The organism is Cetobacterium somerae (assembly GCF_022430525.1).
In the GTDB taxonomy this organism is placed as follows: domain Bacteria; phylum Fusobacteriota; class Fusobacteriia; order Fusobacteriales; family Fusobacteriaceae; genus Cetobacterium_A.
The window spans coordinates 1,533,024-1,557,356 of the sequence record NZ_CP092519.1 but is presented as its reverse complement, the minus strand read 5'-3'; the positions used below and the strand labels follow the sequence as shown (position 1 = coordinate 1,557,356).

The window sequence follows — 24,333 nt, the reverse complement described above, 5'->3', positions numbered from 1 at the left end:
AGGAGGAAAAAATGTTAGACAAAATAATTATAAAAGGTGCTAGAGAACATAATCTTAAAAATTTTGATATAGAAATTCCAAAGTATAAATTTGTTGTTGTAACAGGAGTAAGTGGAAGTGGAAAGTCATCTTTAGCGTTTGATACTATTTATTCAGAAGGGCAAAGAAGATATGTAGAAAGTTTATCGGCTTATGCAAGACAATTCATTGGACAAATGAAAAAGCCAGAGGTAGATAGCATAGAAGGGTTAGCACCAGCTATTTCAATTGAGCAAAAAACAACAAATAAAAATCCAAGATCAACAGTAGGGACAGTAACAGAGATATATGATTATATGAGATTATTATTTGCACATATAGGTAAGGCACATTGTCCAATATGTGGAAAATTAGTAGAGAGACAAAGTGTTGATGAAATTGTAGAAAATGTATATGAAAAATTTAATAATGGTGACAGACTAATGATTTTAAGTCCTGTTGTTAAAGATAAAAAAGGAACACACAAAAATCTATTTTTAAATCTTGTAAAAAAGGGATTTGTAAGAGCAAGAGTTAATGGTGAAATTCTTTATATTGAAGAGGAGATAAACTTAGATAAAAACAAAAAGCATAATATTGAAGTTGTTGTAGATAGAATTGTTGTAGATAAGGAAGATGAGGAGTTTAAATCAAGATTAACTCAAAGTATAGAGCAAGGGATAGAACTATCAGAAGGAAAAATAATAATAAACTGGGGAGATGGAGAACAACTATATAGTGAAAATTTTTCATGTCCAGATCATGAAAATGTAAGTATTCCAGATTTAAATCCCAGACTATTCTCTTTTAATGCTCCTTTTGGAGCTTGTCCTGAATGCAAAGGAATAGGGAAAAAATTAGAAATTGATGAAAGTAGACTAATAGAGGATGAAAATTTATCAATATTAAAAGGTGGACTATATGTTCCAGGAGCAGCATCAGCTAAAAAGGGTTATACATGGACAATATTTGAATCTATGGCAAAAAAATATAAAATTGATTTAGATAAACCAGTAAAAGATTTAACTAAAAAAGAGATGGATATAATTTTTTATGGAACTGATGGAGAGAAATTTAGAGTGGACTATACATCAAAAGAGTTTAGTTTTCATGGAGAAAAGGATTTTGAAGGAATTGTAAAGAATTTAGAAAGAAGATATAATGAATCGTTTTCAGAGAGCTCTAGAGAAGAGATAGAAAATAGATTTATGATAGAAAGAATATGTAAGGTGTGTCATGGAAAAAGATTAAAGCCGGAAGTTTTAGCTGTAACTGTTTATAATAAAAATATAATTGAGATAACAGAACTAAGTATAAAAGATGCTTTAAATTTTTTTGAAAATATAGAGTTAACAGAAAAAGAGAAACAAATAGCAGCAGAAATCTTAAAAGAGATAAAAGAAAGAATATCGTTTATGATAAATGTAGGATTAGATTATTTGAGTTTAGCTAGAGAGACAAAAACATTATCTGGAGGAGAGTCACAAAGAATTAGATTGGCAACTCAAATTGGATCAGGGTTAACAGGTGTATTGTATGTTTTAGATGAACCAAGTATTGGATTACATCAAAGAGATAATGATAAACTTTTAGCTACTTTAAATAGATTGAAAGAGTTAGGAAACACACTTATTGTTGTTGAACACGATGAAGATACAATGCATCAAGCTGATTATATTTTAGATATGGGACCGGGAGCAGGAGTATTTGGTGGGGAAATTGTAGCTGCAGGAACACCACAAGAAGTTATGGGTAATGAGACTTCAATGACAGGGAGATACTTAAAAGGTGAAATAGGTATAACTGTACCAGAAGATAGAAGAGAGTCCAAAGGGTATATAACTTTAAAAGGAGCAAAGGGGAATAACTTAAAGAATGTAGATGTAGATATACCTTTAGGTGTTTTAACTGTTGTAACAGGAGTAAGTGGAAGTGGAAAATCAACATTAATAAATCAAACTCTTTATCCAATTTTATTTAATAAATTAAATAAAGGTAAGCTTTATCCATTAGAATATTCTTCTATTGAAGGATTAGAAAGTTTAGATAAGGTTATAGATATAGATCAAAGTCCTATTGGAAGAACTCCAAGATCAAATCCAGCTACATATACAAAAGTATTTGATGATATTAGAGATATTTTTTCTCAAACAAAAGATGCAAAAGCTAAGGGGTACTCAAAAGGTCGTTTTTCTTTTAATGTAAAAGGTGGACGATGTGAAGCATGTCAGGGTGCTGGAATAATCAAAATAGAAATGAATTTTTTACCTGATGTTTATGTTGAATGTGAGGTATGTAGAGGAAAAAGATATAATAGGGAAACACTAGAAGTTTACTACAAAGGAAAAAATATTTCAGATGTATTGGACATGAGTGTGGGAGAAGCTTATGATTTCTTCAAAACAATACCAACATTAGAAAGAAAACTAAAGGTATTAGTAGATGTAGGGTTAGATTATATAAAATTAGGTCAACCTGCTACAACACTATCTGGAGGAGAAGCTCAAAGAATAAAATTAGCAAGTGAATTATCTAAAGTATCAAAAGGAAAAACTGTATATATTTTAGATGAGCCAACAACAGGATTACATTTTGAAGATATAAGAAAACTTTTAGAAGTAATTAATAGATTAGTGGAAAAAGGAAATACAGTTATAATTATAGAGCATAATTTAGATGTAATAAAAAATGCTGATTACATAATCGATATAGGACCTGAAGGTGGAGATGGTGGAGGAAAAGTTATTTTAACAGGAACTCCAGAAAAAATAGCTTCTTCTAAAAAAGGTTATACAAGTAAATACTTAAAAAAAGCATTAAAAGGAGAGAGATAGAATAATGTTTGAATATTTAAATGGAGTAATAAAAATAAAAAAACCAGAATATTTAGCAGTGGATGTAAATGGGGTAGGGTATAGAGTTTACATAACTTTAAAAACTTATGATCAAGTACAGGTGGGAGAGAAAAAAGAGCTATATATATATAATGTAATAAAAGAAGATGCATTTAAACTAGTAGGATTTTTACAGGAGAGAGAAAGAGTTCTTTTTGAGATGTTAATAGGAATCAGTGGGATAGGATTATCATTAGCCCTTTCTATAATGTCAACATTTTCAATAGACAATATTAGAGAGATTGTTTTAACAGAAGATTTTAAAACGTTAAAAAGAGTTCCAAAATTAGGAGAAAAAAAATCAAAGCAAATAATTATAGATTTAAATAATAAGATTAAAACATTAAATTTAATGTCTATGGAAGATCCATCAGGAGATATGTTAAATAATGCGATTGAAGAAGAGCTATATATGGCATTAGATTCTTTAGGATACAGTAAAAAGGAAATAGATTCTATGATAAGTAAAGATGAGTTAAATAGTTATTCTACTTTAGAAGAGGCAATTAAGGGAGTTTTAAAAAAAATTCAATTAAGGGGATGATTTTATGAGAAAAATCTATGTTCTAGACACTAATGTTTTAATACATGACCATCGTAGTATTTATAGTTTTGAAGATAATGAAGTTGTTGTTCCTATATATGTAATAGAGGAGATAGATAATTTAAAGAGAAATAGTACGACAGCAATACAGGCTCGTTTAGCAGCTAGAGAGCTTGATACCATAAGAAAAAAAGGGTGTATTGCAAAAGGTGTAGAGCTAGAGAAAAAGATTTTTTTCAGAGTAGAGATAGAAAGTGATTTAAATTTATTACCACCAGTATTAAAAAAAGACTCAATGGATAATATGATAATTGCAACAACTCTCGGAATTAAAAATAAAAATCCAGATATGAAAGTAATTTTAATAACTAAAGATATAAATATGAGAATTAAGGCAGATTCTTTAGGATTAGAAGTTCAAGATTATGAAACAGATAGAACGGATTATACGACGTTGTATGATGGTTATGAAGAGATTGAAGTTTCAAGAGATATTTATAACAAATTTGATAAAGCTGGAAAAATAAATGTTTGGGAGTTAGGAAAAGAGTATCATTTTACAGAAAATATGTTTATTAAATTTAAATGTGGAGAAGAAAAAACTTTTGGAAGATATATAGGTGGGAAAATTAGAAGAAATTTAGAAGGACAAATATCGGCTTGGGGTGCAAGAGCAAGAAACGATGAGCAAGAATACGCAATGGAACTTTTAATGGATGAAAATATAAAAGTTGTAACATTAGTAGGAAGAGCTGGAACTGGAAAAACTCTATTGGCTATAGCAGCAGGATTAGAACAAGTTGTTGAAAGGGGTAAATATAAAAGATTACTTATAGCTCGTCCAATAATTCCAATGGGAAAAGATTTAGGATATCTGCCAGGAAGTGAAGAGGAAAAATTAAGACCTTGGATGCAGCCTATATATGATAATATAGATTATTTAGCTGGAGAAAAAGGTGAAAAAACTGGAGAGAAAGTAATTTTAGGGCTTCAAACTATGGGACTTTTAAAAATAGAAGCTCTTACCTATATAAGAGGTAGAAGTATTCCTAATGGGTATATAATAATAGACGAAGCACAAAACTTAACTCCTCTCGAAGTAAAAACTATAATAACAAGAGCAGGAGAAAATACAAAGATAGTATTAACAGGAGATCCAGATCAAATAGATAGCCCGTATTTAGATTCAGATACAAATGGGCTTACATATTTATCAGAAAAATTAAAAAATGAAAGTATAGTAGGACATGTTACTTTGAAAAAAGGTGAACGTTCAGCATTAGCTGAGTTAGCAGCAAAACTTCTATAATTTTTTCTTTTATTTTATCAATATATATATTATAATAATGTATAAGATAAAAGACGAAATTTGGGAGGAGTAAAGTTATGGAGACACTTTTAACATTGTTTTTATTTATTTTTGCTGTAGCTTTAATAATATTAGTTCTTGTTCAACCAGATAGAAGCCATGGTATGTCAGGTAGCATGGGAATGGGAGGTTCAAATACAGTATTTGGAGTTTCAAAAGATGGAGGACCACTAGCCAGAGCAACTGAAGTAGTAGCATTTTTATTCATACTTTCAGCACTTCTTCTGTATCTAGTAAAATAGTTAAAAGAGTTAAAGGCGTGTTGGGGTACACAATACGCTTTTTTATTTTAAAAAATAGGTTGTGATTGAATGCAAAGTATATTTGGTGGAAATTTTGAAGATGCAAAACCTCTATCAACTCGTTTAAGGCCTCAGAAATTTGTAGATTTTAAAGGGCAAGAAAAACTTCTAGGAAAAAATGGTGTTCTTAGAAAAATAATAGAGGGTAAATCTTTATCTAATATGATTTTATATGGACCATCAGGCTCTGGAAAAAGTTCATTAGGTGAAATAATATCTAAAGAGTTAAACTATAATTTTGAGACTTTAAATGCGACAGTAGCAAGTTTAAATGATTTAAGAGAGATTGTAGAAAAAGCTAAAAGAAATTTAGAGTTATATGGGAAAAGAACAATTTTATTTTTAGATGAAATTCATAGATTTAATAAAACTCAACAAGATGCGTTATTGTCTTATACAGAGTCAGGAATATTAATTTTAGTTGGAGCTACTACTGAAAATCCTTATCATAGTCTAAATAATGCACTATTATCAAGGTGTTTAATTTTTGAATTTAAACCTTTAACAAGAGATAATATAAGAGAAATTTTAATAAAAGGTGAAAATTTATTAAATTTACAACTTCCTGAAGAAATTAGAGATGTTATTTTAGATATCTCTCAAGGAGATAGTAGAGTAGCTTTAAATTACTTAGAATTATATAAAAATAGTTGTATGGGATACTCTAAAGAAGAGATAATAGATATTTTCAGAGAAAGAAAAGCCTCTTATCATAAGGAAGAGGATAAATATAATATAATTTCAGCTATGATAAAAAGTATAAGAGGAAGCGATCCAGACTCAGCAGTATATTGGTTAGCAAGACTTCTTCATGGTGGAGAGGATCCACGATATATAGCAAGAAGAATATTTATCCATGCAAGTGAAGACATTGGTATGGCTAATCCAGAAGCTATGTTAATAGCAAATAGTGCTATGAATGCAAGTGAAAAAATAGGAATGCCAGAAATAAGGATAATTTTATCTCAGGCAGTTATTTATTTAGCAATATCAACAAAAAGCAATTCAAGCTATATGGCAATAGATAAAGCTTTAAAAGATATAGAGAATGGAGATCTAGAACCTGTTCCAATACATATAGGGACTGGAGCAGTAGGATATAAATATCCTCATAATTATGAGAATAATTTTGTAGAGCAAAAATATAGAGCAAATAGAAAAAAATATTATATTCCAGGAAATAATAGAAACGAAAAACTAATTGAAGAAAAATTAGAAAAATTATGGAAATTAAAATAATTGAGGTGATAAAATGAAGCTAATTAAAGCGGTTAGAGGAACTAAAGATATATTTGGAGATGAAGGAATAAAGTATGACTATATAACGAGGACAGCTCAAGAGTTTTTTGGGAATTATGGATACTCAATGATAAAAACTCCTATATTTGAAGAAACAGACCTTTTTAAAAGAGGAGTAGGAGAGGGAACAGATATCGTTGAAAAAGAGATGTATACTTTTCAAGATAGAGGAGAAAGAAGTATCACTTTAAGACCAGAAGGAACAGCAGCTGTTGTAAGATGCTATTTAGAAAATAAGATATACGCGAAAGAGGAAGTTTCAAGATATTTTTATGCAGGGTCTATGTTTAGATATGAAAGACCTCAAGCAGGAAGACAAAGAGAGTTCAATCAAATAGGTGTAGAAGTTTTAGGTGAAAGCTCACCGATTTTAGATGCAGAAGTAATTGCAATGGGATATTCTTTTTTAAGTAAAATAGGAGTTACTGATTTAGAAGTAACTATAAATTCTGTGGGAGAAAAAGAAAGTAGACAGAGATATAGAGAAACTCTTTTAAACTTTTTAGAACCAATGAGAGAAGAGCTTTGTGATGATTGTAAAATGAGAATGGAGAAAAATCCACTTAGAGTTTTAGATTGTAAAGTAGATAAATGTAAAGAGTTAACAGCTGATGCACCAATTATAACAGACTCTTTATCAGTAGAAGAAAAAGCACACTATGAAACAGTAAAAAAATATTTAACATTATTTAATGTAAAGTATAAAGAGGATCCAAGATTAGTTAGAGGATTAGATTATTATTCAAGCACGGTTTATGAGATTGTAACAAATAAATTAGGATCACAAGGAACTGTTTTAGGTGGAGGAAGATATGATAATCTTCTAAAGCAACTTGGAGATAAAGAGATACCTGCATTTGGATTTGCAGCAGGAGTTGAAAGAATCATGATGCTTTTAGGTGAGGATTTCCCAAAAAGAGAGTTAGATGTATATATAGCTTGGCTAGGAGAAGCTACTATGGATTCAGCATTTAAGTTGGCTAATGATTTAAGACTTTTTGGAAAATCTGTTGTAATAGATTATGCTTCAAAAGGAATGAAAGCTCATATGAAAAAAGCTGATAGAGTTGGAGCAAAAAATGTTATTATAATAGGTGAGGATGAGATGAATAAAGGTGTTGTTATGCTAAAAGATTTCATCAATAGAACTCAAGAAGAAGTAAGTATAGAAAATATAAAAAATATATTAAAATAATAGAAGGAGAAAAGCGATGACGTATTATAGAACTCATAACTTAGGGGAATTAAGAGCTTCAAATATTGGTGAAACAGTTACTTTATCTGGATGGGTTGATACAAAAAGAGACTTAGGTGGATTAACATTTATCGATTTAAGAGATAGAGAGGGAAAAACACAAATAGTTTTCCATACAGATGTAGCAGAAGTTTCAGTTGTAGAAAGAGCACAAAAATTAAAAAATGAATCAGTTATAAAAGTTGTAGGTGTTGTAAAAGAAAGACAAAGCAAAAATGCTAATATTCCTACTGGTGATATTGAGGTATTTGTAACAGATTTAGAAGTTTTAAATAACTGTGATGTTTTACCATTCCAAATATCTGGAGATGAAAATTTAAGCGAAAATATAAGATTAAAATATAGATATTTAGATTTAAGAAGATCTCAAATGACTAGAAATCTAAAAATGAGACATAAAATGATTATGTCAATAAGAAACTATATGGATGAAAAAGGATTCTTAGACGTAGATACTCCAATTTTAACAAAGTCAACACCAGAGGGAGCAAGAGATTTCTTAGTTCCAAGTAGAATTAATCCAGGAGATTTCTATGCTTTACCACAATCACCTCAATTATTTAAGCAATTATTAATGATTTCTGGAGTAGAAAAATATTTCCAAATTGCTAAATGTTTTAGAGATGAAGATTTAAGAGCTGATAGACAACCTGAGTTTACTCAGTTAGATATCGAAATGTCTTTCATAGAGCAAAAAGATATTATGAATGAGATAGAGGGATTAGCTAAAAGAGTATTTAAAAATGTAACAGGAGAATCAGCTGATTATGAATTCCCAAGAATGCCTTATGCAGAAGCTATGGAAAGATTTGGTTCAGATAAACCTGATACAAGATTTGGTGTTGAATTAAAAGATTTAACAGATATAATGGCAACTTGTGGATTCAAAGGTTTTAAAAGTGCAGTAGAAGCTGGTGGAATCGTTAAAGCAGTTGTAGCTCCAGGAGTTGCAGAGCAATTCTCAAGAAAAATTTTAACTGAATATGAAGATTATGCAAAAACATATTTTGGTGCAAAAGGAATGGCTTGGATAAAGTTAACAGAAGAGGGAGTTAATTCTCCAATAGCTAAGTTCTTTACTGAAGAAGAGATGAATGCAATCATAGCTAGAACTGAAGCAAAAGTTGGAGATGTAATAATGATTGTAGCAGATAGAGCAAAAGTTGTGTATGGAGCTTTAGGGGCTGTAAGATTAAAGTTAGGAAAAGAATTAGGATTGATTAATAATGATGAATTTAAATTCTTATGGGTAGTAGATTTCCCTATGTTCGAATATGATGAGGAAGAGCAAAGATATAAGGCTCAACATCACCCATTCACATCAATAAAAGCTGAAGATATGCAGTTATTCTTAGATGGAGAAATGGATGAAGTTAGAACTAACTCATACGACTTAGTATTAAATGGATCTGAAATTGGTGGAGGATCAATAAGAATATTTAATCCTGAAATTCAAAGTAAAGTATTTGAAAAGTTAGGTTTATCTAAAGAAGAAGCACAAGAGAAGTTTGGATTCTTTGTGGATGCATTTAAATATGGAGCACCACCACATGGAGGATTAGCTTTTGGTATTGATAGATGGTTAATGGTAATGTTAAAAGAGCAATCAATAAGAGATGTAATCCCATTCCCTAAAACAAATAAAGGTCAATGTTTAATGACAGAAGCACCAAGTAAAGTTGATGATAAGCAATTAGAAGAGCTTTATTTAGATTCAACATATAATTCAGAAATAGTTTAGTTATAAAAAATATACTATTCATAAGGATTTTTTAATTGAAAAAATAATATAGAAGTGATATAATTGTCTTAAGAATAAATATTTCTGGTCTACTCGCTATTATCTGGAGGTTTTGGGCCTAAGGTCGCTATTGGGATTGGCGCTGTTATTTATAGTTCAGAAAAGTCACGGAAACCCTTGTTTCACGGACCCTGTGTATAGATAATATCTGGTTACCACTTATAAGAAATGGCGACCAAAACCGTAAGGAAGGCGGTAGACTGGAGTTATTCTTTTTAGGACTTTCGAGTCCTTTTTTTTATTTCACGATGAAAGGAGAATAAATGTTAACTATTGAAAAACAAATAGAAATAATTTTATTAGAAACAGTAAATAATCTTTATCCAGATAAAGATTTAAAACCAATAGAGATAACTGTAGCAACAAATGAAAAATTTGGAGATTTTCAATCAAATTTTGCTATGATGAATTCTAAAATAATTGGTGGTAATCCAAGAGCTATTGCTGAGAATGTTGTAAATAACATAGTTGAAAATAGTGTAATTGATAAAATAGAGATTGCAGGACCAGGATTTTTAAATATATTTTTAAAAGATTCATATTTAGGAGATTTAGTTAAAAAGATTTCAAAAGAGGATTATGAATTTAAAGGACTTAATATAGAGGGAGATGTAATAATAGATTACTCTTCGCCGAATATAGCAAAAAGAATGCATATTGGTCACTTAAGATCAACTATAATCGGAGATTCAATTAAAAGAATGTATAAGTATTTAGGTTATAATGTTGTGGCAGACAACCACATTGGAGATTGGGGAACTCAATTTGGAAAACTGATAATAGGATACAGAAACTGGCTTAATCAAGAGGCTTATAAAGAAAATGCCATTGAGGAGTTAGAAAGAGTTTATGTTGAATTTACAAGACAAAGTGAGGAAAATCCAGAACTTGAAGATCAAGCAAGAGAAGAGTTAAAAAAACTTCAAGATGGTGATAAGGAAAATTATAGATTATGGCAAGAGTTTATAAAAGTTTCTTTAGATGAGTATGCAAAGTTATATAATAGAATGGGAATAAACTTTGATACATATTATGGTGAATCTTTTTATCATGATTTAATGCCAGGAGTAGTTGAAGAGTTAGAAAATAAGAAAATAGCAGTTGAAGATCAAGGAGCAAAAGTTGTATTTTTCCCAGAAGAAGAGAAACTACATCCTTGTATTGTTCAAAAGAAAGATGGAGCATTTTTATATGCAACTTCAGATATAGCAACTGTTAAATTTAGATTAGCTAATTATAATGTAAATAAATTAATATATGTAACTGATGAAAGACAGCAGGATCACTTTAGACAGTTCTTTAGAATTACAGATATGTTAGGATGGAATGTTGAAAAGCAACATGTTTGGTTTGGAATAATGAGATTTGCTGATGGTGTATTCTCTACTAGAAAAGGAAATGTAATTAGATTAGAGGAACTTTTAGATGAAGGTAAGAGAAGAGCTTATGAAATTGTAAATGAGAAGAATCCAGAATTATCAGAAGAAGAAAAAGATAACATAGCAGAAGTTGTAGGAACTGGAGCTATAAAATATGCTGATTTATCACAAAATAGACAAACAGCAGTTATTTTTGAATGGGATAAAATTCTAAGTTTTGAAGGAAATACAGCACCATATTTACAATACTCTTATGCAAGAATTAAATCTATATTAAGAAGAGCAAAAGAGCAGAATAAAGAGGTTAAAGAGGAGATTACAATAAAGTTTGTAGATAAAACAGAAAGAACTTTAGCTCATCATTTAACACAATTCCCAGGAGTTATATTGAAAGCAGCTGATAGTTGCAGACCAAATTTAATAGCTGATTATTTATTTGAATTATCAAAAAAATTCAATAGCTTCTATAATGCATGTCCAATATTAAACCAAGAGGATGAAATTTTATATTCAAGATTGTTATTAGCTGAAAGAACAGCAGCAGTATTGAAAGAAGGGTTGAATCTTTTAGGAATAAATACATTAGAGAGAATGTAAAACTAAAACCAGTGTGAGAGCACTGGTTTTTTTATAAAAAAGAATAAGAGAAAAACTAAGTATAACAAGATTAGATAATAAGAATTTGTAATACGAGGTGAAAGAATGGAGTGGATTTATCTTTTTTATAATGTTACTGTAGAGGTTTTTTATAAAGTTGGTGTTTTTGTATCAATATCTTTATTATTAATTGGTTTAATAGATTATAAATTTAATGGACTAATAATAAAGTTATTAGAAAAAGATAGGAAAAATCAAGTTTATTTTTCAGCGTTATTAGGGTTAGTTCCAGGTTGTGGAGGGGCAATAGTTGTAGTTCCAATGTATATTTTAGGAAAAGTGACTTTTGGAAGCTTAGTTGCAGCTTTTATAACAACAATGGGAGATGCTGCCTTTATTTTAATTGTAGGAGATATAACTGCATACTTTAAAGTATTAATAATAAGTGGGATAACTGGAGTAATTTGTGGTTTATTTATAGATTATTTTAAGATTGGTGAAAACATAGTTATAAATAAAAATAACCAAATGGAAAAAGGGAAGGAATATGTAAATGAAGAAAGTGGACATAAATATCACAAACATATAGCTCATAAACAAGGAGATATAGTTGATAAAGTTTTACATAGAAGAACAGATTTTAAATATGTATATTTAATTACTCATAATATATGGTATAAAATATTTTGGCTTTTGGTAATAATCTCTTTTCCTTTTGCTTTGGAGCATTTATTAGATGCTCATACACATGAAAATCATTTTATAATTGAATATATGAATATAAGTGGTAGTATAGGAACAGTTTTATGTATTTTATATACCTTATTAAGTAGAAAAGGAATACAGGGTAGTAACTTCGATAAAACAGAAAGTAAATTGGGATCAATAAAAGAAACTTTAATACATACAGCAGAAGAAGTGGCATTTTTAGTAAGTTGGGTTTTTGTGGCATTTTTAGGGTATGAGATATTATTAAGATATATAGGTGGAGTTGAAGGATTAAAACTATTTTTAGAAAATAAGGGTTTTTTAGTAGTAATCGGGGCAGTCATTATCGGATTAATACCAGGTTGTGGACCTCAAATATTATTAGCCGCTATATATATATCAGGAGGTATTCCTTTCTCGGCTCTAGTTGCCAATGCGATTTGTAATGATGGGGATGCTTTATTTCCATTGTTAGCTTTAAGTAAAAAATCAGCTTTACTAGTTACTTTATATAATGTAATTCCAGCTTTATTAATTGGAGGTTTTTTATATTTATTAGAAACTTAAAAAGCAGATGGTTATAGACCATCTGCTTTATCAGTTTAAATTTCATCTAAAAAATCTTCTAATGAAACTAAAGGTTCTAAAAGTTCTAAATAATTTTTATTTGCAGTAGTAGTTACTCGATTAATTTTTATAAGATCTTTATCTGCTAAGATAGAGGCATTTTCATTTATTTCATTTAAAGAATAGTCTTGAAAAAGATTCTGTAAGTCAATTGTTGTTAAGATTTTTTTTTGTAGTTCTTTTGTGCTTCCATTAGCCATACATCCAAGAGTTATAATCTCCTTTTCTTCAAAGATATCTCCCTGAGAATGAAACTTTAGAAGTTCTCTAAAAATTTTGTCTTGCAGTAATTTGTTCATAAAAATCATCTCCTGATATATTATTTTTTAAAATAATTTTTAAGTAAACTATCTAAAAGTGGATTAACACCTAAAAATTGTAAGTATCTATCATATTCTTTTCTTTTTTCTTCTAGTTTCTCTTCTGAAGGAGAACCTAAAATAGCCTTGATTAAAATATTTTTAGGAGTATGCTCCATATCTATGAATTCCATAACTTTTGTATTATAACCACAAAGTTCTAAAGAAAGAGCTCTTAGAGCATCTGTAGCTAAAGAACTAAATCGTTCTTGTAAAATACCGTGATTTCCAAAAGGAGATAGAACTCCTTTTAATTCTGTTGTTGGGGATTTGTCTATTTTTTGATTTATTTCTGACTGACAGCAAGGTACAGCTAAAATAGCTTTAGCACCTAATTCTAATCCTTTAAGAATAGAGTAGTCAGTAGCATTATTACAAGCATGTAATGAGAATATTAAGTCAACATCTTTAAAAATATCAAAATCTTTAATATCTCCTTTCAAAAATTGTAACTTATTAAAGTTTAAATCTTTAGCAATGGTATTGCAATGGTTAATAACATCTTCTTTTAAATCTAAGCCGATAACATCAATATTTAAATTTTTAATATTTTTTAAATAATGATATAAAGCAAAAGTTAAGTATGATTTACCACATCCAAAGTCAATTATTTTCATTGAATTACCAATAAGTTTTTTTTCTTGTAACTCTTTTAGTGTATCTTCAATAAATTCTAAATATCTATTTATTTGTCTAAATTTATTAAATTTTTCTTTACTAACTTTTCCAGCTTCAGACATAACTCCAAGTCTAATTAAAAATGGAATAGGTGTGTTATCTTGTAAAATATAATTTTTTTGTTTATTGTGTGAAAGTTCTAATGTTTTGCTTTCAGTATTTTTTCTTTTTATAGAAAAACCTTTTTTATTTTGTAAAACTTGAATCTCTTGATTAGATGTAACTATTAAAATTTGTTTAAATGTATCAATAATTTCATCTAAAATTTTAAAAGTATCTACTAAGATTTCATTTTTATGAAAAGCTTTATTATTTATAAAACTTTCAAATTGTATAAAAAAATCTCCTTTTATTTGAACAGGTTTTAAATTTATTTTTTTATAAGAACTTTCTTTTGTAGGATTTGAAAAAACTCCTTTTATAAAGTCATTGTTATTGATACTATCTTTAAAAATATTTAAAATATCATTTTTTAGGTATTTCATATTAAACTCCTTATTTTCAATAATCTATATTATACTCTTTAAGAGAAAAATATTCAAAAAATTTTTGACAAAAATAGTAAATTATGGTATTTTAGATTCATAGATATAGAGGGTATAGGTATATCGTATAAGGAGATGAAAGAATGAAAAAAGAGTATGAGATTGAGAATCTCCACTGTGGAGGTTGTGCTTCAAAAATTCAATATGAATTGGATAAATTGAATGAATTAGAAGGTGTTAATGTTGATTTTTATACAAAAAAATTGAAATTTACATTGAAAGAAGAGGTAAATGAAGAAGAACTTATTGAAAAATTAAATAAAATTGCAGATAAAGTAGAGCCAGGAACATATTTTAAAAAAGTAAAAAGTGATGATATTAATTTAAATGAAAGTGATGACACTCATGAACATAATCATTCTCACAGCAATGAATTAATTTCAAAATTAGATTTAATTATTCTAACGATTGGAATTACTCTTTTTGTTGTTGGACTAACATTACCAAAGAGTTTACAAAAAGATATAATTTTGATTATAGCATATGGACTATCAGGATATGATATATTGCTAAATGCTTTAAAAAACTTGAAAAGAGGAAAATTTTTAGATGAGAATTTTTTAATGAGTATAGCTACAGTTGGAGCTTTAGCTTTAGGTGATTTTGGAGAAGCTGCAGGTGTTATGATTTTCTATAAAATAGGTGAATTCTTTCAAGATATGGCAGTTAATAATTCAAAAAAATCTATAGAAAAATTAATGAGTATAAAACCAGAGTTTGCAAATGTAAAAGATAAAAATGGTACTATAGAAATGATGAATCCTTCAAAAGTAAAAGTTGGAGATATATTAATTATAAAACCTGGAGAAAGAGTTCCTTTGGATGGAGTTATTGTATTAGGAACAACAACATTAGATAAATCAGCTTTAACAGGAGAATCGGTTCCAGTTATAGGTGAAGTAGGAAGTGAAATATTAAGTGGATCTATAAATATAAATGGTACTATTGAAGTAAAAACAACAAAAGTATATTCTCAATCTACTGTAAGTAGAATAATAGATATGGTTCAAAGTGCTGGAAGTAAAAAAGCACATGCTGAAAAATTTATAACAAAATTTGCAAGATATTATACACCATTAGTTGTTCTTATGGCTATTTTAATAGGAGTTGGAGTTCCAGTGTTTTACGATGGTAATTTTAAATTATGGTTTAGTAGAGCACTTATATTTTTAGTAATCTCTTGTCCTTGTGCATTGGTTTTATCAGTACCTTTAACATTCTTTAGTTCTATTGGAAAAGGATCAAAAGATGGAATATTGATAAAAGGTGGAAATTATTTAGAAAGATTAAAAAATATAGATACAGTTGTATTTGATAAAACAGGTACTTTAACAAAGGGAAGTTTCAAAGTAACAAAGATTGAAGTTATGAAGGGATCAGAAAAACATCTAATAGAATATGCTAAAGCAGGCGAATTCTATTCAAATCATCCTATAGGAAAAGCTATATTAAATTACGGAGATGTTGAAATTTCAGAATGGGATATACAAGGACACAACGAAAAAGCTGGATATGGAGTAAATGCTCTTTATTCTGGAAAAGAGATTTTAGTAGGAAGTAGAAAATTCTTGGAAAGTCATAATATCAATGTTGAATTACCAGAAGCTTTTGGAACAGTAGTTTATGTTGCTGTAGATTCTGAATTTATTGGAAGAATTTTTGTAGAAGATGAGATAAAAGAAAACTCAAGAAAGACAATAGATGAGTTAAAATCACAGGGTATTGATGTGTATATGTTGACTGGAGATAATAAAAAAACAGGTAAACATATTGGAGATATTTTAGGAATAGATGAAGATAAAGTATGTACAAATCTTCTTCCGCAAGATAAAGTTAGTAAGTTAGAAGAGATAAAAAGTAAAAGTAAAAAAGGAACTATATTCGTGGGAGATGGAATAAACGATGCTCCAGTATTAGCTATGGCTGATATCGGAATTTCTATGGGGAAATTGGGAAGCGATATTGCAATAGAAAGTTCAGATATAGTTTTAATGAATGATGATCCTTATAAAATAATAGAGGCTTTACATTTAGGACAAAGAAATAATCAAGTTGTATTAGAAAATGTAGGGTTTGCTTTAGGAGTAAAAATAGTAGTTATGATTTTAGGAGTTTTAGGAATTGCAAATCTATGGTTAGCTATTTTTGCAGATGTAGGAGTATCAGTATTAGCTGTTTTAAATGCATCTAAAATTTTAAGTAAAAAAAATTAAAGAATATAAAGAGAGTTCGTATACTCTCTTTTATTTTTTGTGTTATAATATATAAAAAAAGAAAAGGGAGACAGATATGTTTTATTTTGTTTATGGGGACACTCCACTTCCGTTAAAATATGAAGAGTTAATGGAAAAAATAAAAAAGTCAAATCCTAGTATTCCAATGAAAGTCTATGATGCTTCTCAAAATGAGGAAGATAATTTTTTAGAAAGTATTTCAATAAACTCTATGTTTGCTCCAAAAGAATTAATAGTTTTAAAAAGAGCTGAAAAAAGTAAAAAATTAGATCAATTATTAAAAATAGTTGGAGAGTATGATTTAACAAAAAAAGAGGTTGTAGTTGTTTACGAAGAAGAGTTAAATGATTATGGAAAAGCAATAAATGAAGTTGGAAAAAAAGTTTTGACAAATGCGGAAAAGTTAGGAAAGACAATTATAGCAAGGAAAGCTTTAGAAAAAAAAGGAATAGATTTTTTTATAGAAAAAGAATTAGAAATATCTGAATATGAATCTGAAAAATTATCAGAAGTTTTAGGTGATGATTTTTTTAAAGTGAAAAATGAAGTTGAAAAGATAAAGAGTTTTTTAAATGGAAAAACATTTATATTAGAAAAAGTTTTACCTATTTTATCAATAAGTGACGAGTACAATTTAAAAAAATTAGTTGAAGATTTTATGATTGAAGATAATATGGAAGTATTACTAGATTATTTAAAAAAAAGTAAAGAATATATGTTATTTTTGTATTTAATTTCAGAAGAGTTAAATTTGGCACTGAAATTAGTGAATTTAAAGAAAATTGGAGAATTGAGAGAAAATATTTCATATAATGACTTTAAAGGAAATACATATGAAAAGTTAAAAAAATATTTTAAGAATAATAGAGGATACATTAGAGAATATCCTATTTTTTTAAAATTGAAATATATGTCTTTATTTAATGAACAGTTTTTATTAAAAAAAATAGAAAAATTATTGAAAATTGAATTTTTAATAAAAAATGGTGGAATAGAAGAAAATATAGGTATAGAAAAGTTTATAATTGATTTTAAAAGAGGGTAGTTTTTTAAACTATCCTCTTTTTATATTAAAAAAGCTAGAATCAATATTTTCTATAAATTGAGATGGAGTTTTAAATAATCCAAAGTCACTATAAAAAGATAAAGGATAAGACAAAAAGAGTTCTTTTTTAGCTCGAGTTAAAGCTACATAAAAAAGTCTTTTTTCTTCCTCTAGATTAAGAGCATCACCTATTGAGCTTGGAATGATACCTTCTAAAAGAAGAGGAATAAATACATAATCCCATTCTAATCCTTTAGAGCTATGTATGGTTAAAAATGAGAGAGTTATATTTGTATTATGAAATTTATGTTTAAAAATATTTTCTAAAAACGGATTAGAAGCAATATTAAATTTAATATTAGAAGATTCAAAGAATTTGATAAACTCTTCCATGTAAATAAAGTTTCTAAAAAGAATTCCAATCGTAGCAGTTGGATTCAACTCTAAGATATATTTGATTTTATCAAAAATAAATGAAATTTCATTAAAATGATTTTTAAAAATATTTAGATTAGGTTTTTTTAAAGAGCTATCTTTAGTTATAAGTGATTTTCTAAAACAATATTTTAATTTTTTAGAAAATTCATTAGATAAATGTAAAATAGGATTGGTACTTCGATAGTTTTCTTTTAAAATAATAGTTTTAACATTGGGAAATTCATTAGAAAAATTTAGAATATTTTCCATGGAAGTTCCTTTAAAACCATAAATACTTTGATAGTCATCCCCAACAACCATGAGATTAGAATTTTTAGCTAGTAATTTTAAAATATGAACTTGTAAATTATCAGTATCTTGATATTCGTCAACCATAATATATTGAAAATCGGTAGTAATTAAATTTAGGCTTAATAGTTTATAAAATTGAATAAGTAGATCATTAAAAGAATAGAAATTTTCTGTTTTTTTTAATAATTCAAAATTATTTAAAAAATTTATAATTAAAGTTTTAGATTTTTCATCTAGTTTTTTAAAATAATATTCTTTTAAAATAGAGGAAGAGGTTAAAGAGATAATTTTTATTAAAATATCTTTAGAAAAAATTTTTAAAATATTGTCATAAAGAAGAGTTTTTTTAGCTAAAACTAAAGCATCATCTGTAGTAAGAATTTTAAAACATTTATTTTGACTATATTTTTTTAAATATTTATATGCTAAAGAATGAAAAGTTTCAATATAAATATTTGAATTAGGTAAAAAAGAACTGATTCTTATTTTTATTTCATTAATAGCTTTTCTAGTAAAAGTTAGAATTAAAATGTTTTTAGAAGGTATTTTAAGTTCAATTAAAAGAAGAGCTCTATATATAATGGTTCTTGTCTTTCCAGAACCTGCTCCTGCTATAACTAAAAAATGGCCATTAAAATTTATTACGGCTATTAATTGATCAAAATTTAAATTATTGATTAAAAAATTTTTGAAATTATCAGATAAATCTAAATTTTTTAAAGATATATTTTTTAAATAGTTTTCTTTCATAAAAGTTATCATCTCCCCTACAAAAATAAAGCTTAATAGAATATACCTCAATAAAGTAAAAAAATCTAATAAAAGTAACAAAAATTTGAATAATGAGTCTAAAAAATAAAAATGATCAAAAATTGATGGTTAAAAATTAGAAAAATTATCGAAAAAAAATTTTAAAAAACACTAAAACACAAGTATACTAGCATTATAAAAATAAAAATTCACACAGGAGTGATGTTTATGACACTAATAAATACAATAGAAAAAGTAAGATTAGCACAAAAAGAATATTCTAAATTTACTCAAGAACAAGTAGATGAAATTTTTAGAGAAGCTTCATTAGCTGCAAATAATGCTAGAATAAAATTAGCTAAAATGGCAGTTGAAGAAACTGGAATGGGAATTGTTGAAGATAAAGTTATAAAAAATCACTTTGCTTCAGAATATATATATAACTCATACAAGGATACAAAAACTTGTGGAACAATAGAAGTTGACGCAGCTTATGGAGTTGAAAAAATAGCTGAACCAATTGGAGTTATAGCTGGAATAGTTCCAACTACTAACCCAACATCAACAGCAATATTTAAAGCATTATTAGCTTTAAAAACAAGAAATGGAATTATTTTTTCTCCACACCCAAGAGCAAAAAATGCAACAATAGAGGCAGCTAAAATAGTTTTAGAAGCAGCAGTAAAAGCTGGAGCTCCAAAAGATATAATTGGATGGATTGCTGAGCCATCAGTTCAAGCATCTAATGATCTTATGAAAATGGCAGATTTAATATTAGCAACTGGAGGACCAGGAATGGTTAAGGCTGCTTATTCATCAGGAACACCTGCAATTGGAGTAGGAGCTGGAAATACACCAGTAATAATAGATGAAACAGCACACATAAAAATGGCAGTAAACTCAATTTTATTATCAAAAACTTTTGATAACGGAGTTATCTGTGCTTCTGAGCAAGCAGTAATAATTCCAACTTCAATTTACGATAAAGTAAAAGAAGAGTTTACAGCAAGAAATGCCTATATATTAAAAGGCGACGAAGTAGATAAAGTAAGAAAAACAATAGTAATAGATGGACATTTAAATGGAGATATTGTAGGACAATCTGCTTACAAAATAGCTCAAATGGCTGGAGTAACTGTTCCTGAAAATACAAAAGTTATTATAGGAGAAGTTGAGTCAGTTGAATTAGAAGAAGCGTTTTCACATGAGAAATTATCACCAGTATTAGCTATGTATAAAGCTAAGAATTTTGAAGATGCTTTAAAGAAAGCTGATAGATTAATAGAGCTTGGTGGAATGGGACATACATCAGTTTTATATGCAGATGAATTAGTTGCAAAAGATAAAATTGATTTATTTGGAAAAACAATGAAAACAGGAAGAACATTAATTAATATGCCAGCAGCTCAAGGAGCTATAGGAGATGTATTTAACTTTAAACTAGCACCATCGTTAACACTTGGATGTGGATCATGGGGAGGAAACGCTGTCTCTGAAAACGTTGGAGTTAAGCACTTAATAAACATAAAGACAGTTGCTAAAAGGAGAGAAAATATGCTATGGTTTAGAATTCCTGAAAGAGTATACTTCAAATTCGGTTCTCTTCCAGTGGCTTTAGAAGAATTAAAAGGAAAGAAAAAAGCTGTAATTGTAACAGATCAACAATTAGCTTCTTTAGGATATACAGATCATATAACAACAGTTTTAGAAAATATCGGAGTAGATTTTAGAGTATTCTCAGATGTACAAGCGGATCCAACTTTAAGTGTAGTTGAAAAAGGTGCAGAATTAATGAGAAACTATAACCCAGATGTAATCATAGCTTTAGGTGGAGGTTCAGCAATGGACGCGGCTAAAATTATGTGGGTTATGTATGAGCATCCAAAAGTAAACTTTAAAGATTTAGCTATGACATTTATGGATATTAGAAAAAGAATAGTTAAATTCCCTAAAATGGGAGAAAAGGCAGAGTTCTGGGCAGTTGCAACTTCAGCAGGAACAGGATCAGAAGTAACTCCATTTGCGGTTATAACAGATGATACGACAGGAGTAAAATATCCGTTAGCTGACTACGAAATTACACCTAATGTAGCAGTAGTAGATCCACAATTGATGTTATCAATGCCAGCTGGTTTAACAGCAGCATCAGGAATAGATGTAGTAACTCACGCTATTGAGGCATATGTATCAATAATGGCATCTGAATTTACTAATCCATTAGCATTAGAAGCGACTAGATTAACATTTAAATATCTTCCTGAATCAGTTAAAGGAGGAGCGTTAGCAGTAAAGGCTAAAGAAAAGATGGCAAATGCATCTTGTATGGCTGGAATGGCATTCTCAAATGCATTCCTAGGAATATGTCACTCAATGGCTCATAAGTTAGGAGCAGCATTCCACTTACCACATGGAGTAGCAAATGCATTATTACTTGATGAAGTAATTAGATTTAATGCGACAGATAGACCGTTTAAAATGGCAGGATTTGCACAATATAAATATCCACATGCAAAAGAGTGTTATGCAAAATTAGCTGATTACTTAGGATTTACAAAAGGAAATGAAACTCCAGAAGAGAAAGCTAAAATATTAAGAAAGAAAATATCAGAATTAAAAACTGAAATTGGAATAAAATCAACAATAGCAGAATATGGAATTTCAGAGCAGGAGTTCTTATCTAAATTGGATCAAATGGTTGAAGATGCTTTTGATGACCAATGTACTGGAGCAAACCCAAGATATCCATTAATGAGTGATTTAAAAGAGATGTACTTAAGAGCTTATTATGGTCCAGAAAAATACTTAGCTATGCAAAAGAAAAGCGAAGAAAAATCAGAGAAAAAAGCAAAATAAAATTAGCCACCTTAATTAAATTTAGTCATATAGAAAATAAAACCTCCTAAATATTTAGGAGGTTTTATTTATAATTATTTAATTTTTGACCATATTTGTTTAGATCCTATAAAGCCTGATTTATCAAGACTTCCTTTTACTATAATGGTATTTGTATCTTTAAAAGAAATTGAACAGTAGTAAGTTTTTCCATTTTCAGGATTGTAAATAAATCCATTTTCAAAACGATCTTTTTCAGGATTGTATGTGAAATCACTAACGAAATGTATACCAACTAATGGTCTTGTTTTTAGTTTTTCATCGGGATTTGCTAAATCTATTTTAGTTTTTCCTTCTAGGTTATGACCTTTCTCATAAATTGGGATAGTTAGCTGAATAATCTCACCATAGTATTTATTATTTATTTTTTGAAATTCAACTATAATTTGATTTCCATTTTTAGCTTTTTCAGTAATCCACTTTCCTTGAATATCATCTTCTTTTGAGAAAGCTAATGTACTAAAAATAAGTGTAATTAACAAAAAAAATTTCTTCATTATTATTCCTCCAAAATATTTATTGTTAATATTATAACAGGTGTAATTAAATAAATCAATACTGAAAAAAAGAACAAAATAAAAATATTTTTTCTTTTTTTGGTAATAATAAAAAAAATTTATTTTTTAAATAGAACGTATTCATTAAATAAATTTGATTTGTACGATATAAAAGGTTATATTTTATTAACAATATTAAATTATTGAAAAATAAAATAGAAATGCAGGGGGGAAAAATGAAGAAAAAAATACTTTTATTAAGTACTTTAGCAATTTTTTTAGGATTAAATTTAGAGGCGAGAGCTGACAAAAATACCCTAGTTATAGCTAATGGAGCAGATGCTAAAACATTAGATATACATGCAACAAACGATGCACCATCAGCAAAAGTATCAGGACAAATTTATGATACTTTAGTAAAACAAGATACTAATATGAATATAGTTCCAGGTTTAGCTGAAAGTTGGACTCAAGTTGATGATAAAACAACAGAGTTTAAATTAAGAAAAGGTGTAAAATTTCATAATGGAAAAGAGTTAACAGCAAATGATGTTAAATTTTCTTTAGATAGAATGAAAGCGTCACCTCAAGTGTCGCATATAATAAAGGCAGTTGATTCTGTGGAAGTTGTAGATGATTATACTGTAAGAATTAAAACAACAACTCCTTTTGGTCCGTTACTAAGTCATCTATCACATAATGCTTCAGGAATTTTAAATAAAGAAGCTGTAGAGAAAGCTGGTGGAGCTTATGGACAACATCCAGTGGGAACAGGACCATATAAGTTTGTCAATTGGCAAGCAGGAGATAGAATAACATTAGAGGTTAATCCAGATTATTATTTAGGAAAAGCTCCAACAGATAAGGTTATCTTTAGAAGTATTGTTGAGGGGACAAATAGAACAATAGGATTAGAAACAGGTGAAGTAGATATAGCTTTTGATATTGATCCGGTAGATAAAAATATGGTTAAAGATAATGATAGATTAGAATTAATTGAAGAGCCGTCTTTATCAACAACATATTTAGGATTTAATATGCAGAAAGATTCTTTAAAAGATAAAAAAGTAAGACAAGCAATAGCATATGCTTTAAATACTCAAGATATAGCAGATGCAGTGTATCAAGGATCAGCTCAAACTGCTAATTCATCAATAGGACCAAAAGTTTTTGGTTATAATCCTAATGCAAAATCATATGAATACAATCCAGAGAAAGCAAAAGAATTATTAAAAGAAGCTGGATATGATAAAGGGTTAAAATTAAAATTATGGATAAATGATAATCCAATTAGAAGAGATATAGCTGTTATTGCCCAAGATCAATTAAAGCAAGTTGGAATTGATGTAACAATTGAAACTCTTGAGTGGGGAGCATTTTTAGACGGGACAGCAAGAGGAGATCATGATTTATATATACTAGGATGGGTTTCTGTAACAGGAGATGCTGACTACGGATTAGATCCACTATTTAACTCAGCAAACAAAGGTGGAGCTGGTAATAGATCGTTCTATTCAAATCCAAAAGTTGACGAATTATTAGTAAAAGGAAGAAGTAGTGTTAATCCAGAAGAGAGAAAAACTTACTACTATGAAATTCAAGATATAGTACAAGAGGAAGTTCCAGTATTAACATTAGTTTATCCAACACAAAATGTAGGAGAGCAAAAAACTGTCCAAGGATTTAAAATGCATCCTGCAGGACACCATAAAGTTTATGGAACTTATAAGACAAAATAAAATATTTAAATTTTAGAAAGGAAACCTAAATGGTTTCCTTTCTAGTATAAAGCAAATAAAGGGGGCTACACA

17 protein-coding genes are annotated in these 24,333 nt (G+C 28.5%); 13 read left to right on the top strand and 4 right to left on the bottom strand.

Features of this window, described 5'->3' with window-relative positions; all coding sequences use genetic code 11:
• The first annotated feature begins 11 nt into the window (after positions 1–11).
• The 9 genes from uvrA to MKD34_RS07100 all read left to right on the top strand — a co-directional run bounded on the left by uvrA (position 12) and on the right by MKD34_RS07100 (position 12,733).
• Positions 12–2,852, top strand: coding sequence for an excinuclease ABC subunit UvrA (uvrA, locus tag MKD34_RS07140; protein ID WP_240218870.1), 2,841 nt, complete (start codon positions 12–14; stop codon positions 2,850–2,852).
• Between the two features lie 4 nt (positions 2,853–2,856).
• Positions 2,857–3,456 carry a Holliday junction branch migration protein RuvA gene (gene ruvA, locus MKD34_RS07135; protein WP_023051566.1) on the top strand — a complete coding sequence of 200 codons (600 nt, stop codon included), beginning with the start codon at positions 2,857–2,859 and terminating at the stop codon, positions 3,454–3,456.
• Between the two features lie 4 nt (positions 3,457–3,460).
• On the top strand, positions 3,461–4,765 hold the full coding sequence (locus MKD34_RS07130) for a PhoH family protein (protein ID WP_185891098.1): 1,305 nt from the start codon (positions 3,461–3,463) through the stop codon (positions 4,763–4,765).
• 77 nt (positions 4,766–4,842) lie between these two features.
• Positions 4,843–5,067, top strand: coding sequence for a preprotein translocase subunit SecG (gene secG / locus MKD34_RS07125; RefSeq protein WP_023051568.1), 225 nt, complete (start codon positions 4,843–4,845; stop codon positions 5,065–5,067).
• A 69-nt stretch (positions 5,068–5,136) separates the two neighbouring features.
• Entirely contained in the window at positions 5,137–6,366 is a 1,230-nt protein-coding gene (locus MKD34_RS07120; RefSeq protein ID WP_240218869.1) for a replication-associated recombination protein A, read from the top strand.
• 13 nt (positions 6,367–6,379) lie between these two features.
• Entirely contained in the window at positions 6,380–7,621 is a 1,242-nt protein-coding gene (gene hisS, locus MKD34_RS07115) for a histidine--tRNA ligase (protein WP_023051570.1), read from the top strand.
• Between the two features lie 16 nt (positions 7,622–7,637).
• Positions 7,638–9,422 carry an aspartate--tRNA ligase gene (gene aspS, locus MKD34_RS07110; protein WP_023051571.1) on the top strand — a complete coding sequence of 595 codons (1,785 nt, stop codon included), beginning with the start codon at positions 7,638–7,640 and terminating at the stop codon, positions 9,420–9,422.
• Between the two features lie 323 nt (positions 9,423–9,745).
• On the top strand, positions 9,746–11,458 hold the full coding sequence (argS, locus tag MKD34_RS07105; protein ID WP_240218868.1) for an arginine--tRNA ligase: 1,713 nt from the start codon (positions 9,746–9,748) through the stop codon (positions 11,456–11,458).
• Between the two features lie 105 nt (positions 11,459–11,563).
• Positions 11,564–12,733: a putative manganese transporter gene (locus tag MKD34_RS07100; protein ID WP_240218867.1), complete on the top strand. Its 1,170-nt coding sequence runs from the start codon at positions 11,564–11,566 to the stop codon at positions 12,731–12,733.
• A gap of 35 nt (positions 12,734–12,768) precedes the next feature.
• On the opposite strand, the gene MKD34_RS07095 is transcribed toward MKD34_RS07100, so the two are convergent.
• Both MKD34_RS07095 and MKD34_RS07090 read right to left on the bottom strand, forming a co-directional pair.
• Positions 12,769–13,092, bottom strand: a complete 324-nt coding sequence (locus MKD34_RS07095; RefSeq protein WP_240218866.1) for a hypothetical protein — start codon at positions 13,090–13,092, stop codon at positions 12,769–12,771.
• Positions 13,093–13,112: 20 nt separating this feature from the next.
• Positions 13,113–14,315, bottom strand: a complete 1,203-nt coding sequence (locus MKD34_RS07090; RefSeq protein WP_240218865.1) for a class I SAM-dependent methyltransferase — start codon at positions 14,313–14,315, stop codon at positions 13,113–13,115.
• Between the two features lie 143 nt (positions 14,316–14,458).
• Between MKD34_RS07090 and MKD34_RS07085 the strand changes: the two genes are divergently transcribed.
• Both MKD34_RS07085 and MKD34_RS07080 read left to right on the top strand, forming a co-directional pair.
• Entirely contained in the window at positions 14,459–16,588 is a 2,130-nt protein-coding gene (locus MKD34_RS07085) for a heavy metal translocating P-type ATPase (protein WP_240218864.1), read from the top strand.
• A gap of 76 nt (positions 16,589–16,664) precedes the next feature.
• The gene (locus MKD34_RS07080) at positions 16,665–17,654 is read left to right on the top strand and encodes a DNA polymerase III subunit delta (protein WP_240218863.1); all 990 of its coding nucleotides are present in this window, start codon (positions 16,665–16,667) and stop codon (positions 17,652–17,654) included.
• 9 nt (positions 17,655–17,663) lie between these two features.
• Here MKD34_RS07080 and MKD34_RS07075 read toward each other — a convergent pair whose 3' ends face one another.
• Positions 17,664–19,133, bottom strand: coding sequence for an ATP-dependent helicase (locus MKD34_RS07075; protein WP_240218862.1), 1,470 nt, complete (start codon positions 19,131–19,133; stop codon positions 17,664–17,666).
• Between the two features lie 228 nt (positions 19,134–19,361).
• Between MKD34_RS07075 and adhE the strand changes: the two genes are divergently transcribed.
• Positions 19,362–21,986 carry a bifunctional acetaldehyde-CoA/alcohol dehydrogenase gene (gene adhE / locus MKD34_RS07070; protein ID WP_240218861.1) on the top strand — a complete coding sequence of 875 codons (2,625 nt, stop codon included), beginning with the start codon at positions 19,362–19,364 and terminating at the stop codon, positions 21,984–21,986.
• A gap of 74 nt (positions 21,987–22,060) precedes the next feature.
• Here the strand turns inward: adhE and MKD34_RS07065 are convergent, their stop codons facing one another.
• Positions 22,061–22,522 (bottom strand): DUF2147 domain-containing protein, encoded by a 462-nt coding sequence (locus MKD34_RS07065; protein WP_240218860.1) that lies wholly within the window; start codon positions 22,520–22,522, stop codon positions 22,061–22,063.
• Positions 22,523–22,758: 236 nt separating this feature from the next.
• Between MKD34_RS07065 and MKD34_RS07060 the strand changes: the two genes are divergently transcribed.
• Positions 22,759–24,261 carry a glutathione ABC transporter substrate-binding protein gene (locus MKD34_RS07060; RefSeq protein ID WP_240218859.1) on the top strand — a complete coding sequence of 501 codons (1,503 nt, stop codon included), beginning with the start codon at positions 22,759–22,761 and terminating at the stop codon, positions 24,259–24,261.
• Positions 24,262–24,333: the final 72 nt, after the last annotated feature.